Below are 13,696 nucleotides of genomic sequence, written 5' to 3' on the forward strand. Positions count from 1 at the left end.
GGCGCGGCTGGTGAGCCAGGCGCAGGGCACCGGCCGCGTGCCGAGGTCAGGGCCCGGCTTGCTTCGGAGCCCGGGGGGCTGGTGTCCTCGGTTGAAGGTTGCCTGGGGCAATGGATTGCCGAGGTGCGGCGAGTTGAGCAAGTAGCTGCCGTCGGCAATCACACCGCGATTCCGCTGGTGCGCGCGCCCGCGGTGGCCGGCGAGATCTACGTCGCCATCGTTTCGCTGGCTGGTGCAGGGAGTGAGCCCGTCCCGCAAGTGCGGCTGGATGGCTCCGAGCTGGAGGTCAGCTGGTCCGACGGCTCGCGGGAGACCCTGTCCCTGAACGTCTTCTAGGGCTCAGCGCAGCGCCATCGACGAGTCCCGGATGATCAGTTCGGGAACCGTCAGGATGCGTTGCGACGGCCGGCGGCGACCTTCGGTGAGCCGGGCGACCATCTGTTCGACGGAGGTCCGGCCGACCAGCGACTTCGGCGGCCGGACCGCGGTCATCGCCGGGTCCGCCAGCTGGGCGATCTCGTCGTCATAGGCAACGATCGCCAGGTCCTCGGGGATCCGGATGCCCTGCTCCGCGCAGTACTGGGCGACCGCCATCGCGTCCGGGTCGGAATGGATGACCAGCGCGGTCGTTCCCGCCGCGCGGCAGCGGTCGAGCACCTGGGCGATGGTGTCGCGGTGCCCGGGCCGGTCCATGTTCACCGATTCCCGGAACACCAGGCCGGCCGGGATGCCGAGGTCGCCGCAGACGGTGTCCCAGCCGGTAGCCAGGTGGGCCGAGGTGGGGCTGCCCTTGGACAGCAGCAGGCCGAGGTGGCGGTGCCCCTGGTCGTGCAGATGCCGGACGGCCAGCTCGACCCCGAGGGCGTGGTCGCTGCGGACCCATTCGACCTGGTACTTCGTCCGCGTCCAGCGCGGCGGCTGGCGTTCGACCAGGATGACCGGCACCGGGAGCCGGCTGATCCAGTCGATCATCTCGCCGGCATCGCCCTCGAGGTTGGGGGCCAGCAGCAGCCCCTGGACCTGCTGGGCCTCGATCAGCCGGCTGATCTGCCGACGGTCCTCGGCCCAGTCGTAGCTGGATCCGCGCAACTGGATCGCTACCCCCAGAGCGGCCGCGGCGGCCCGCGCCCCGGACACGATGGCCGGCCAGTAGTAGTCCAGGGAGGGCACGACCATCCCTATGGTGAACCGGGGCGCGGCCGGTCCGCGCCGCCGCGCCGGTGGTGCCAGCTCGGTGGGCAGGGTCGCGCCGCCGTGGACCTTGGTGAGCAGGTTCTGCGCAGCGAGTGCGGCGATGTCGCGCCGGACGGTCAGCTCGCTGACGCCGAGCAGTTCGGCCAGGTCCTTGACCCGGACGGCGCCCTCGCGGCGTAGCTCGTCCATCACCCGTTCGTGCCGCTGCAGGCCGAACAGCCGGTCGTCCGACATGCGCAAACCTCCGTTGTTCGAATCTGAATGTTTCTGAACGATCGTGGATGAGCCGTAGATGATCTGAACGTTGCCGACATCTCATGTTCACATGACCGCAACGGTAACCGCTTACCGCCGTGAGGCGCTGCTTGTGATGAACCGCGAGGCCTTCGACTCCCACTTCGACCAGGCCCGGCTCGACCGGCTCGCCTCGCTGGTGGCGCTGCCCGATCCGCTCTGGACCGACGAGCTCGACTCCGCCCAGGCACGGGCCCGGCTCGCGACGGCCGAGCTGCTCATCACGTCCTGGGGAGTACCCCGGCTGACGGCCGATCGGTTGGCCGCAGCACCGCGCCTCGAGGCCGTCTTCCACGCGGCGGGCAGCGTCCGGTCGCTGGCCGACGGGGTGCTGTGGAGCCGCGAGATCGTCGTCACCAGCGCAGCCGACGCGAACGCGGTCCCGGTCGCGGAGTACACGCTGGCCGCGATCATCTTCGCGGGGAAGAAGGCGCCGTTCCTGGCGGCCGACGCGAGTACGGCGTACCGGGGCTGGGGTCAGCCGCAGGGTTTCGGTGACCTGTCGAACTTCCGCCGCACGATCGGGGTCGTCGGCTTCTCCCGGATCGGCCGCCGGGTGGTGGAACTGCTCCGCCTCCTCGACGGCCCGTCCGTGCTCGTCGCCGATCCGTACGCCGACCCGGACGAGGTGGCCGCCGCCGGCGCGCAACTGGTCGACCTCGACGAGGTTCTTCCTCAGGTCGACGTGCTGTCCCTGCACGCACCCGCATTGCCGGGTACGCACCACATGATCGGCGCGGCGGAGCTCGCCGAGCTGCCCGACCATGCCACGGTCGTGAACACCGCCCGGGGCAGCCTGGTCGACTCGGATGCTCTGGCTGCCGAGTGCCAGGCGGGGCGGCTGTTCGCGATCCTCGACGTCACCGATCCCGAGCCGCTGCCGGCCGATTCGCCGCTGCGGTCGGCCCGCAACGTGATGGTCACCCCGCACATCGCCGGTTCCCTCGGCACCGAGATCCATCGGCTCACCGACCACACGCTCAGCGAGGTCGCTCGCTGGCTGGCCGGTGAGCCGCTCCGGCACCAGATCACCGCCGACGTCTTCCCGCTCACCGCTTGACCGCCACCCGTAGTACGAAGTGCAAGGAGCACATCCGTGAAGCGACACCTCCTCACCCTGCTGGCCGGCACCGCCGCGCTGGCCCTGCTGACCGCCTGCGGCGGCTCGTCCGAACCGGCCGCCGACGGACCCCAGACCCTGAAGGTCGCCCTCTGGAACTACGCCACCACGCCGGAGTTCAAGGCGATCATCGACGGCTTCCAGGCGGCCAACCCGCAGATCAAGGTCGAGCCGGTCGACATCCTGGCCGACGATTACGCCGAGAAGGTCACCACCATGCTGGCCGGCGGCGATACGACCGACGTGCTGACCATGAAGAACGTGATCGACTATGCCCGGTTCGGCACCCGCGGGCAGTTGCTGCCGATGACCGACCAGGCCAAGGCGCTGGACCCCGCGAAGTACTCCGGGCTGAAGTCCTACGAGCTCGACGGCAAGTACTTCGCGTTGCCGTACCGCCAGGACTTCTGGGTCCTCTACTACAACAAGACGTTGCTCAAGCAGGCCGGCGTACCGGAATCCAAGCTGCAGAACCTGACCTGGGCCGACTACGCGACATTGGCGAAGAGCCTGACCAAGGGCGACGGTTCAACCAAGGTGTACGGCGCCTATCAGCACACCTGGCGCTCGGTGGTCGAGGCCACCGCCGCGGCGCAGACCGGTGGTGATCTGCTCGGTGGCGACTACAGCTTCTTCAAGGACCAGTACACGATGACACTGGATCTGCAGAAGGACGGTGTGCTGTTGCCTTGGGCAACTGCCAAGAGCCAGAAGGTCAGCTACAACACGATGTTCTCCACCGGTAAGGCCGCCCTGTTGCCGATGGGGACCTGGTACGCGGCGACGCTGCTGGCCGACACCAAGGCGGGCAAGACCAAGGTCGACTGGGGGATGGCCCCGCTGCCGCAGCGCGCGGCGGACGGCAAGGTGATCACCTTCGGCTCGCCGACCGCCTTCGCGGTGAACAAGAACTCCAAGCACGCCGACGCGGCGAAGAAGTTCGTCGAATGGGCCTCCAGTGAGGCGGGCGCCACCGCGGTCGCCAAGGCGGGTGTCACGCCGTCGCTGCAGAGCCAGCAGATCCTCGACACGTACTTCGCGTTGCCGGGCGTGCCGGGCGACGCGGTCGCCAAGAAGGCCTTCAAGCCCGACACCGTGGTGCTCGAGATGCCGGTCGGGGAGAAGTCCTCCGACGTCGATCAGATCCTCACCGAGGAGCACCAGCTGATCATGACCGGGCAGAAGTCGCTCGACGACGGGCTGGCCGAGATGGCCAAGCGGGTCAAGAACGAGGTCCGCTGAGCAATGACCGCCACCGTCTCCGCGCCGCGGCCGACCCGGCGCCGCAGCCGCCTCCGCAGCAGCCGTAGCTTGATCGGCTGGAGTTTCATCCTGCCGAACTTCATCGGCTTCGCCGCGCTGACGCTGGTGCCGGTGATCGCGTCGCTCGCGCTGTCCTTCCTCGACTGGGACTCCTACAGCACCCCCAAGTGGGTCGGCCTGGACAACTTCGAGCGGATGATCCACAACGACACCTTCTGGACCGCACTGCAGAACACCGCGTACTACGCCGTCGGGCACGTGCCGTTGACGCTCGCTGCCTCACTCGGCTTCGCAGTACTGCTGAACCAGAAGCTGAAGGGAGCGCGGTTCTTCCGGACCGCGCTGTTCTTCCCCTACATCACCTCGCTGGTCGCGGTCGCCGTGGTCTGGAACATGTTGCTCAGCCCGGAGGCGGGACCGGTGAACCAGTTCCTGCGGGCGATCGGCATCGACCATCCGCCGGGCTGGACCAGCTCGACCACCTGGGCGATGCCCGCGGTGATCGTGGCCAGCGTGTGGCGTGACCTCGGCTACTACATGATCCTCTACCTCGCCGGTCTGCAGACGATCCCGGCCGAGCTGTACGAGGCCGCCAGGGTCGACGGAGCGAGCGGCTGGCAGCGGTTCCGGTACATCACCGTGCCGGGGCTGCGGCCGACCACCTTCTTCGTGCTGATCATGCTGACCATCTCCAGTTTCAAGGTGTTCGACCTGATCCAGGTGATGACCGAGGGCGGCCCCGGGCGCGCGACGCTGGTGCTGTCCCAGGTGATCTATCGCGAAGGCATCGTGCAGGGCCGGTTCGGCTACTCCTCGGCGGTGTCAATGGCGCTGTTCGTCATCGTGCTGACGATCACCGTGGTGCAGTTCCGGTTGCAGCGAAGGAGCGAGCGATGACGTTGACAGTCTCACCACCGGCGACCGGGCCGGCTCTGGTCGTCGACCCACCACCGGCTCCTCGCCGAGCAGGGTTCTCAGTACGCCGTACGCTGGCCTACCTGTTGCTCGGCCTGCTCTCGGTCGCGGTGCTGGTGCCCTTCGCCTGGATGGTCTCGTCCTCGCTGAAGGCGGACGCGGATGTCTTCAGCGTGCCGGTCCGGTGGATCCCGGCCGAGTTCCACTGGGGGAACTTCACCGCGATCTGGAGCCGGATCCCGCTGCTCACCTACCTGCGGAACTCGGTGTTCCTCAGCGTCACGATCACCGCCCTGCAGGTGCTCACCGGCAGCTTCGCGGCGTACGGGTTCGCCAAGGTGCGGTTTCCCGGCCGGGACGCCTTGTTCCTCGCCTACATCGCGACGATCGCGGTGCCCTGGCAGGCGTACATGGTTCCGCAGTACGTGATCATGCAGAAGGCCGGCCTGGTGAACACGCACCTGTCGCTGATCCTGCTGCAGGCGTTCAGCGCCTTCGGGGTGTTCCTGATGCGGCAGTACTACCTGACCATCCCCGATGAACTGAGCGAGGCGGCCCGGCTGGACGGGCTGAGCGAGTACGGCATCTGGGCCCGGATCATCCTGCCGTTGTCGAAGCCGGCGCTGGCGAGCCTCGCGCTGCTCACGTTCGTCAACACCTGGAACGACTACATGGGGCCGTTCATCTACTTGACCGACAACAAGCTGTGGACCGTCCAACTGGGGTTGCGCTCGTTCGTCGGCCTGTACGACGCGGAGTACGCGATGATCATGACCGGCTCGGTGCTGTCCGTGCTGCCGATCCTGGTGATCTTCCTGCTCGGCCAGAAGTACTTCGTGCAGGGCATCGCGACGAGCGGGATGAAGTGATGGCCTCGCCACTGGCGCGGGTGAACGTCCGGGCGGACGCGTGGGAGATGCTCTGGTCCTTCGCCCACCGGGTGCTCGCGGTCAATACGCTGCTCGCAGTGGCCGGGTTGCCGCTGATGCTGGCTCTCGGAGCGGTTGAAGCGCCCTGGCGCTATCCGTTCTTCTTCGGTCTGTTGGCTCTTCCGCTCGGCCCGGCGATGGCAGCCGCGTTCGGATACTTCGGCATCGACGATCCCCGTCCTCCGCTGCGAGCGCTGCTCCAGCTGGTGTGGTCGTGTGGTCGCCGAGCACTGGTCGTTGCCCTCGGCACCGTCATTTTGACTGGGGTTCTGATTGCAGACCTCAAGCTCCTGGCCAAGTCGCCAGCCGGTGCGGCCTTGGTGCCGTTGCTGGTCGTGCTCCTGGCACTACTGCTGAACACCGCTCTCACTGCCTTGGTCATAGTTGGCAGTGACCCTGCCCTGACTCTCCGAGCTCTGCTGCGTCTTGCCGTTTACACCGGCGTACGGCGGTGGCCGCTCAGCCTGCTGTCGCTCGGCGTACTGGCTGCTGCGTTCGTGATCGTCAGCCAGGTCCCGCTGGCGGGCCTCGCCACCGTCCCGGGCTGCGCTCTGTGGGTCGTGTCCACCAACAGCTCCTTCCAACTCCGCCCCATGAGGAGAATCCGATGAAACGTGCCTTCGCCCTGATGAGTGCTGCGCTCGCAGTACTGACTCTGGTGACCGCACCACCCAGCTCGGCCGCCGAGAAATACAGCTCGTTCCGCCCGGGCGGCGAGTGGCGCGACAGCAACGGCCAGGTGATCCAGGCTCATGGCGGCCAGGTCGTGCCCGCGACCGACGAGCGCGGCCGGCGGATCTGGTACTGGTACGGCGAGGACCGCAGCAACGGGTATGCCAACAGTCCTGGTGTGCACGTCTATTCGTCGTACGACCTCTACAACTGGAAGGACGGCGGGCTCGCTCTGCGCGCGATGAGCTCGCAGGACCAGTTCGAGAACGACAAGTACTTCAGCAAGCTCTACAAGAAATACAGCGCCGCGCAGAAGGAGGTCGTCTGGCGGGACCTGTCGACCAACAGCGTCCGGACCGACGGCTGGGCGACGGCCTCGATTCTCGAGCGGCCGAAGGTGATCTACAACAAGGCGACCCGCCAGTGGGTGATGTGGGTGCACTCCGACGGGCCTTCGTCGCCGACCAGTACGTCGACGTATGCGCGGGCCGAGGCCGGGGTGGCGGTCTCCGATTCGCCGACCGGGCCGTTCCGCTGGATCGACTCCTACCGGCTGGACCACGTGCCGAGCGATTCCGTGCCCTGGTGCGGCACCGGCGCCTCGTTCGACCCGGCCGGCGGGATGGCGCGGGACATGAACCTGTTCGTGGACGACGACGGCGCGGCGTACATCATCTACGCGTCCGAGGAGAACCGGACGATGTACATCTCCAAGCTGAACCGGGACTACACCTATCTCTCCGCACGCCCGGAGAACGCCGTGCAGGGCAAGGACTTCGTTCGCACACTCGCCTGCAACCAGCGCGAGGCGCCGGCGATGTTCAAGTCCGAGGGCCGGTACTACCTCATCACCTCCGGCGCGACCGGCTGGGACCCGAACCCCGCCCGGTACGCGACCTCGCAGAACATCCTCGGTCAGTTCACCGATCAGGGCAGCCCGATCAGCGGACCCGGAGCGGCGAACACGTATAGCTCGCAGAGCACGAACGTGATCCCCTACGACCAGGCGCAGAACAAGTTCGTGTTCATGGCCGATCGTTGGACGCCGAGCGACCTGGCCAACGCGCCGTACGTGTGGATGCCCATGACCTTCGGCGAGGGCGGCAGCCTGTCGATCGGACCCGATCAGGAGTGGACGCTCGGCGACCTCCCGGCGTACCGGCGGTGGAGTGTCGACACCCAGCTGCCCGATCACGTGTGGCTCGGTGACACGAGCACACTCCCAGCCTCTGTGAGCGTGCGGACCGGAACACAGTCGCAGCAGGTGGCCGTGACCTGGGACGCCGCCAGTGTGGCTCAGCCAGGACCGGCGAGCTTGCGCGGAACGCTGGCGGACGGCCGGACCTTCGTCCGCTCGATCGTCGTGATCCCGCGCGGGCTCCGGTACGCCGTGAACGCGGGCGGTGTCGCGACAGCGGACTGGCAGAAGGTGAACCAGGCAACGTCCTTGCTGAACTCGAGCCCGGAACAACCGCTGGGAACGGACCCGGTCAGCGGAACCACCTGGGGCTACACCGGTGCGAGTGCGCCGGCCGGTACTGCGGACGGCGACCTCTACACCACCCTGCGATACGCCAAGAACCATGAGCCGCTGGTGTACACCTTCAGCGGTCTTGCTCCTGGGACCTACACCGTGCACGCCGGCTACTACGACCCCTGGCCGTGGGCCAACCGGGCGGCACAGGTAGCGGTCAACGGAGCCGTCGTCGACCAGCAACGCCTGTTCACCGGCACCGGGACGGCGGCGTCGTACGGCGGCATCACCGTCGGTGCCGACGGCAAGATCACCGTGACGATCGCGCCGACCCGGTCGCCCGACATCCAGGTGAGCTGGCTGATGGTCAGCCAGCCCACCTGAGCGGTCAGAGGCCGAGAGCGAGCCGGTAGTAGGCCTGGTTCCAGCGGATCTCCTTCTGGAACTGGCGGATCTCGGTCGAGGCGTCGATGGTCAGCAGTTCGGTCCGGAGCATGGTGGCCAGATCGTGCAGCTCGTCGGCGCCGACCGCCGACGACAGCACGGTGTGGTGCGGGGCGCCCGCGGTGAGCCAGGACTCGGCCGAGGTCCGGAAGTCCGGGCGGGGGGTCCAGACCGCCCGGGCGACCGGCAGCCGGGGGAGTGGCTGGTCGGGGGCGACCACGTCGATCTCGTTGGCGACCAGCCGGAACCGGTCGCCGAGGTCGGCGAGTCCGACCACCACGGCCGGGCCGGGCGCGGCGTCGAAGACCATCCGGACCGGATCCTGCCGGTCGCCGATGCCGAGCGGGTGGATCTCGACCGTCGGTGTACCGGCCGCGATCGAGGGGCAGACCTCGAGCATGTGGGCGCCGAGGATGCGCTCCTCGCCCGGCACCAGGTGGTAGGTGTAGTCCTCCATGAAGGACGTTCCGCCCGGGCGGCCGGCGCCGACGACCTTGAGGGTGCGGAGCAGGACCGAGGTCTTCCAGTCGCCCTCGCCGCCGAAGCCGTAGCCGTCGGCCATCAGCCGCTGGACGGCCAGGCCGGGCAGCTGACGCAGTCCGCCGAGGTCCTCGAAGTTGGTGGTGAACGCGGTGAAGCCACCGGCCTCGAGGAAGGCCCGCAGGCCGGCCTCCAGCCGGGCGGCGTAGCGCAGTGAGTCGTGCCGGTCGCCGCCGGCGCGCAGTTCGGGCGCGATCCGGTAGACGTCGTCGTACTCCTTGACCAGCGCGTCGAGATCGGCGTCCGGTACGGCGTCGACGGCAGCCACGAGATCGTTGACCGCGTAGGTGTTGACCGAGACGCCGAACCGGCGCTGGGCCTCGACCTTGTCGCCTTCGGTGACGGCGACGTCGCGCATGTTGTCACCGAAGCGGGCGACCTTCATCGAGCGCAGCGCCGTCAGACCCGCCGCGGCCCGCGCCCAGGCGCCGACCCGGGCGGTGACCGCGGGGTTGCTGACATGACCGGCGACGGTCGTCCGCGGGATGCCGAGCCGGGTCTGGATGTAGCCGAACTCGCGGTCGCCGTGCGCGGCCTGGTTCAGGTTCATGAAGTCCATGTCCAGCTCGGCCCAGGGTAGCTCGACGTTCGCCTGGGTGTGCAGGTGCAGCAGCGGCACCTGCAGGGCTTCCAGACCACCGATCCACATCTTGGCCGGCGAGAACGTGTGCATCCAGGCGATCACGCCGATGCAGTCCTCGGCGGCGTTCGCCTTCAGGAAGGTCTGCCGGATGGCGTCGGCATCGGTGACGACCGGGTACCAGACCACCTCGGCCGCGATGTCCGGCGCATCGTTCAGGGCCGCGACGATCTGCTGGGACTGCTGGGCGACCTGGTTGAGGGTCTCGAGCCCGTAGAGGCCCTGGCTGCCGGTGAGGAACCAGACCTTGGGTCCGGGAGTGCTGTGCATGTGGGCTCCAGAAGTCAGCGCTGACCGTAAACGGTCTGATAGCGGTGGTAGAGGCTGTCGATGTGCTCGGGGTCGATGGGCAGCAGCTCCCCGCCGCTGCGGGCGAGGTGAACGGTGCGGGCGACGTCCTCGCACATCACCGCGGCCTTGACCGCTGCCCGGGCGTTCTTGCCGATGGTGAAGACGCCGTGGTTGCGCATCAGCACCGCGGGCGAGCGGGAACCGGCCAGCGTCTCGACGACGCCCCGGCCGATCGAGTCGTCGCCGATCAGCGCGAACGGCCCGACCGGGATGTCGCCGCCGAACTCGTCGGCCATCGCGGTCAGCACGCAGGGGATGGCTTCGTTGCGGGCGGCCCAGGAGGTCGCGTACGGCGAATGGGTGTGCACCACGCCGCCGACATCCGGCCTGGCCCGGTAGACGTAGGCGTGCGCGGCGGTGTCGCTCGACGGCGCCAGCTCGCCCTCGACCACCTTGCCGTCCAGATCACAGATGACCAGTGACTCGGGGCCGAGGTCGTCGTACAGGATCCCACTGGGCTTGATGATGAAGAGGTCCTCGCCGGGCACCCGGCCGGAGACGTTGCCCGCGGTCCAGGCGACCAGCCCGTACTTGACCAGTTCCGCATGCAGAGCGGCTACCTCGGCCCGCAGTTCGGCGACGCCGGTCATCCGATCACCTCGTTCTTGAGTGCGTGCAAACGGTGCAGTACGCCGCTGCCGCCGTACGCCTCGCCCGCGAACCAGTCATGGAGTTCGCGGTACTCGGCGTAGAGCAGGTCGTAACGGTCGGCCCGGGCGGGATCGGGCCGGTAGACGGCCTCGGTCCGCCGGCCCATCGACGCCGCTGCCGCCGGCACGTCCGGATAGGTGCCGGCGGCAACGGCTGCATGGATGGCCGACCCGAGCGCCGGGCCCTGGTCGGACCCGACGACGGAGATCGGCCGGCGGATGACGTCGGAGTAGATCTGCATCAGCAGCTGGTTCTTCAGCAGGCCACCGGCGACGACGAACTCCTCGACCGGTACGCCGTTGTCCTCGAACGCCTCGATGATGCGCCGGGTGCCGAAGGCGGTGCCCTCGATCAGCGCGCGGTACCCGTCCTCGGGCCGGGTCGCCAGCGTCTGCCCGACCAGCACCGCCGACAGGTTGTGGTCGACCAGGACGGACCGGTTGCCGTTGTGCCAGTCGAGGGCGATCAGGCCGTGCGCGCCGACCGGCTGCTCCGCGGCGAGCTGAGCGAGATAGTCGTGGACGCCGATTCCTCGGCGGCCCGCCTCGTCGACGTAGGCGGGCGGAACACAGTTGTCCACGAACCAGCCGAAGATGTCGCCCACAGCCGACTGGCCGGCCTCGTAGCCCCAGAGCCCGTCGACGATGCCGCCGGCGACCACGCCGCACATCCCGGGGACCTCGGCCAGCTGGTCCGAGGACATCACGTGGCAGGTCGACGTCCCCATGATCGCCACCATCTGGCCGGGACGGGTTGCGTCGGCGGCCGCTGCTGTCACGTGGGCGTCCACGTTGCCGGCCGCAACAGCGATCCCCTCGGGCAGGCCGGTCCACGCCGCGGCTTGCGGGCTGAGCCGGCCCGCCGGTGCGCCCAGGGCCAGCAACGGGCCGGCCAGCTTGTCCGTGAAGTCGGCGAAGGCCGGATCCAGGGCGCTCAGGTAGTCGCGGGACGGATAGCCCGCCTCGGTCCGGATGCCTTTGTAGCCGGCGGTGCAGACGTTGCGGGACTCGGTGCCGGTCAGCTGCCAGATGATCCAGTCGGCGGCCTCGATCCAGCGGTCGGTGCGGGCGTAGAGCTCCGGGTCCTCCTGCAGCAACTGGAGGCCCTTGGCGAACTCCCATTCCGACGAGATCCGGCCGCCGTACCGCGCGAGCCAGGTTTCGCCGCGCTCTTCGGCGACCTGGTTGACGATGTCGGCCTGCGGCTGGGCGGCGTGGTGCTTCCAGAGCTTCGGCCACGCGTGCGGCCGCTGGGCGTAGTCGGCCAGCTCGCACAGCGGCGTACCGTCGGCCAGCGTCGGCAGCACGGTGCAGGCGGTGAAGTCGGTGCCGATCCCGATCACCGAGGCCGGATCGACGCCGGAGACGGCGAGCGCCTTCGGGACCGCGTTCCGGAGTACGTCGAGCCAGTCCGTCGGCGACTGGAGGGCCCAGTTCGGCCCGAGCCGGACGTCGGAGCCGGGCAGAACGCTCTCGATCACGCCGTGCGTGTACTCGTGGACGGCAGCGCCCAGCTCCTCGCCGTCGCCGGCCCGGACCACGACGGCCCGCCCGGAGAGCGTGCCGTAGTCGATACCGATGACGAACTGCGGCCGGGCCGGTGGCGCCGCGCTGTTAGCGTTCACAATTTTGCTCCGCGCTGGGGGATCGGTCGGAATGGATCGGATCAAGGGTGCAATGTGAACGCTAACATTTCAAGTCCACAGCCAGTGTTGCGAAGGAGTGCGGCGGCAGTGCGACCCGCAGTCCGCGCGGATCGGTGACGATGCCGGTCAGCTCGGTGGGCACGACATCCTGCGGGTGATCGGCCGAGTTGTGCGCCTGCAGTTCAGGTGCCGTCAGCAACCGGCCGCAGTGCTCACCGAGGGTCGCGCCGCGCAGGTCCAGTACGACGTCCGCTGGCCCGCTGGGGTCGAGATTCGTCAGTGAGACCAGGGCCTGGCCGTCCTTCACGCTGGCCGACACCGAGAGCAGCTCCAGCTGCTTGCCGTCGAGCACGTACGGCGCCGGCCGGTCGACCAGGTGGACCGGAACAGACGTGGCGTCCTGGTGGCCCTTGTTCATCTCGAAGACGTGGTAGGTCGGGGTGAGGACCAAGCCGCTGTCGTCGGTCAGCACCATCGCCTGCAGCACGTTCACCGTCTGGGCGATGTTCGCCATCACCAGCCGCTCGGCGTGCCGGTGGAAGACGTCGAAGTGCAGGCTCGCCACCAGGGCATCGCGCAACGCGTTCTGCTGGAACAGGAAACCGGGATTGGTGCCCGGCTCGACATCCCACCAGGTGCCCCACTCGTCCAGGACGAGGCCGATCTTGTGCTGCGGGTCGTAGGCATCCATCACGGTCGAGTGGCCGGTGAGGATCCGGTCGATGTGCTGGGCCTTGATCATGGTCCGGTAGTAGTCGTCGAGGCCGAACTCGGTCGCGCTGCCCTTGTGCTCCCACGATCCCGGCACGGTGTAGTAGTGCACCGAGATCGCCTGGAAGAGGTCGCGCGGTTCGCCGCCGAGGCGGCTGATCGCCTGCATCAGTGCCTCGGTCCAGGCGAGGTCGTCGTCGGACGCACCGGCGGCGATCCGGTAGAGCTTGTTGCCGTCGTGGTCCTTGCAGAACGTGGCGTACTGACGGGCCAGCGCGACATAGTCCTGGGCGGTCAGGTTGCCGCCGCAGCCCCAGGCCTCGTTGCCGATTCCCCAGAACGGGACCTTCCACGGCTGCTCCCGGCCGTTGGCCTTGCGCATCCGCACCATCGGGCTGTCGCCGTCGCGGGTGAGGTACTCGACCCAGTGACTCATCTCCTGGACGGTGCCGCTGCCGACGTTGCCGTTCACGTACGGCTCGGCGCCGAGCAGTTCGCACAGCGCCATGAACTCGTGGGTGCCGAAGTGGTTGTTCTCCTCGACGTTGCCCCAGTTGGTGTTGACCATCCGCGGCCGCTCGGAGCGTGGGCCGACGCCGTTCATCCAGTGATACTCGTCGGCGAAACAGCCGCCGGGCCAGCGTAGGTTGGGGATGTTCAGCGCCTTCAGCGCCTCGACCACGTCGAGCCGGATACCGCCTTCGTTCGGCAGCGGCGAGGACTCGCCGACGTAGAAGCCGTCGTAGACACACCGGCCGAGATGTTCGGCGAAATGCCCGTAGAGATGGCGGCTGATGGTGGGGCCGGAGACGTCGAGGTCGATCACGACGCGTGCGGCGGAAAGGCTGGGCAA

The 13,696-nt window shown here is 68.3% G+C and carries 12 protein-coding genes; 7 read left to right on the forward strand and 5 right to left on the reverse strand.

Translation table 11 applies throughout. From position 1 onward, the window contains the following. Window positions 1-123: 123 nt before the first annotated feature. Window positions 124-336, forward strand: coding sequence for a hypothetical protein (locus ABZ004_RS39270; RefSeq protein WP_355687208.1), 213 nt, complete (start codon window positions 124-126; stop codon window positions 334-336). Window positions 337-339: 3 nt separating this feature from the next. On the opposite strand, the gene ABZ004_RS39275 is transcribed toward ABZ004_RS39270, so the two are convergent. Then, entirely contained in the window at window positions 340-1,428 is a 1,089-nt protein-coding gene (locus tag ABZ004_RS39275) for a LacI family DNA-binding transcriptional regulator (protein WP_355687210.1), read from the reverse strand. Between the two features lie 91 nt (window positions 1,429-1,519). Between ABZ004_RS39275 and ABZ004_RS39280 the strand changes: the two genes are divergently transcribed. Genes ABZ004_RS39280 through ABZ004_RS39305 form a run of 6 tightly spaced genes read left to right on the forward strand, consistent with a single transcriptional unit; the run spans window position 1,520 to window position 8,245 of the window. After that, on the forward strand, window positions 1,520-2,548 hold the full coding sequence (locus tag ABZ004_RS39280; protein WP_355687212.1) for a hydroxyacid dehydrogenase: 1,029 nt from the start codon (window positions 1,520-1,522) through the stop codon (window positions 2,546-2,548). A 36-nt stretch (window positions 2,549-2,584) separates the two neighbouring features. Continuing rightward, window positions 2,585-3,850 carry a sugar ABC transporter substrate-binding protein gene (locus ABZ004_RS39285; protein WP_355687214.1) on the forward strand — a complete coding sequence of 422 codons (1,266 nt, stop codon included), beginning with the start codon at window positions 2,585-2,587 and terminating at the stop codon, window positions 3,848-3,850. 3 nt (window positions 3,851-3,853) lie between these two features. Next, the gene (locus ABZ004_RS39290; protein ID WP_355687215.1) at window positions 3,854-4,768 is read left to right on the forward strand and encodes a sugar ABC transporter permease; all 915 of its coding nucleotides are present in this window, start codon (window positions 3,854-3,856) and stop codon (window positions 4,766-4,768) included. Beyond that, window positions 4,765-5,655: a carbohydrate ABC transporter permease gene (locus ABZ004_RS39295; protein ID WP_355687217.1), complete on the forward strand. Its 891-nt coding sequence runs from the start codon at window positions 4,765-4,767 to the stop codon at window positions 5,653-5,655. Before ABZ004_RS39290 ends, ABZ004_RS39295 begins: the two co-directional genes overlap by 4 nt. Then, the gene (locus ABZ004_RS39300; protein ID WP_355687219.1) at window positions 5,655-6,326 is read left to right on the forward strand and encodes a hypothetical protein; all 672 of its coding nucleotides are present in this window, start codon (window positions 5,655-5,657) and stop codon (window positions 6,324-6,326) included. Before ABZ004_RS39295 ends, ABZ004_RS39300 begins: the two co-directional genes overlap by 1 nt. Further along, a complete protein-coding gene (locus ABZ004_RS39305; RefSeq protein WP_355687220.1) occupies window positions 6,323-8,245 on the forward strand; it encodes a glycoside hydrolase family 43 protein in 1,923 nt (640 codons plus the stop codon). The genes ABZ004_RS39300 and ABZ004_RS39305 overlap by 4 nt, the downstream gene beginning before the upstream one ends. A 4-nt stretch (window positions 8,246-8,249) precedes the next feature. On the opposite strand, the gene araA is transcribed toward ABZ004_RS39305, so the two are convergent. From araA to ABZ004_RS39325, 4 genes are all read right to left on the reverse strand, one after another. Continuing rightward, window positions 8,250-9,755 (reverse strand): L-arabinose isomerase, encoded by a 1,506-nt coding sequence (araA, locus tag ABZ004_RS39310; protein ID WP_355687222.1) that lies wholly within the window; start codon window positions 9,753-9,755, stop codon window positions 8,250-8,252. A 14-nt stretch (window positions 9,756-9,769) separates the two neighbouring features. Then, window positions 9,770-10,426: an L-ribulose-5-phosphate 4-epimerase gene (locus tag ABZ004_RS39315; RefSeq protein ID WP_355687224.1), complete on the reverse strand. Its 657-nt coding sequence runs from the start codon at window positions 10,424-10,426 to the stop codon at window positions 9,770-9,772. After that, window positions 10,423-12,111, reverse strand: a complete 1,689-nt coding sequence (araB, locus tag ABZ004_RS39320) for a ribulokinase (RefSeq protein ID WP_355687226.1) — start codon at window positions 12,109-12,111, stop codon at window positions 10,423-10,425. Before araB ends, ABZ004_RS39315 begins: the two co-directional genes overlap by 4 nt. Window positions 12,112-12,172: 61 nt before the next feature. Beyond that, a complete protein-coding gene (locus ABZ004_RS39325) occupies window positions 12,173-13,696 on the reverse strand; it encodes an alpha-L-arabinofuranosidase C-terminal domain-containing protein (protein ID WP_355687227.1) in 1,524 nt (507 codons plus the stop codon).

It is taken from the genome of Kribbella sp. NPDC006257 (genome assembly GCF_040613535.1).
Taxonomy (GTDB): domain Bacteria; phylum Actinomycetota; class Actinomycetes; order Propionibacteriales; family Kribbellaceae; genus Kribbella.

Excerpts from the sequence above, each read along its gene's own strand:
- ABZ004_RS39275 (WP_355687210.1), bottom strand. The coding sequence starts at position 1,428 with ATGTCGGACGACCGGCTGTTCGGCCTGCAGCGGCACGAACGGGTGATG.
- ABZ004_RS39280 (WP_355687212.1), top strand. The coding sequence starts at position 1,520 with ATGACCGCAACGGTAACCGCTTACCGCCGTGAGGCGCTGCTTGTGATG.
- ABZ004_RS39290 (WP_355687215.1), top strand. The coding sequence starts at position 3,854 with ATGACCGCCACCGTCTCCGCGCCGCGGCCGACCCGGCGCCGCAGCCGC.
- ABZ004_RS39295 (WP_355687217.1), top strand. The coding sequence starts at position 4,765 with ATGACGTTGACAGTCTCACCACCGGCGACCGGGCCGGCTCTGGTCGTC.
- ABZ004_RS39300 (WP_355687219.1), top strand. The coding sequence starts at position 5,655 with ATGGCCTCGCCACTGGCGCGGGTGAACGTCCGGGCGGACGCGTGGGAG.
- ABZ004_RS39305 (WP_355687220.1), top strand. The coding sequence starts at position 6,323 with ATGAAACGTGCCTTCGCCCTGATGAGTGCTGCGCTCGCAGTACTGACT.
- araA (WP_355687222.1), bottom strand. The coding sequence starts at position 9,755 with ATGCACAGCACTCCCGGACCCAAGGTCTGGTTCCTCACCGGCAGCCAG.
- ABZ004_RS39315 (WP_355687224.1), bottom strand. The coding sequence starts at position 10,426 with ATGACCGGCGTCGCCGAACTGCGGGCCGAGGTAGCCGCTCTGCATGCG.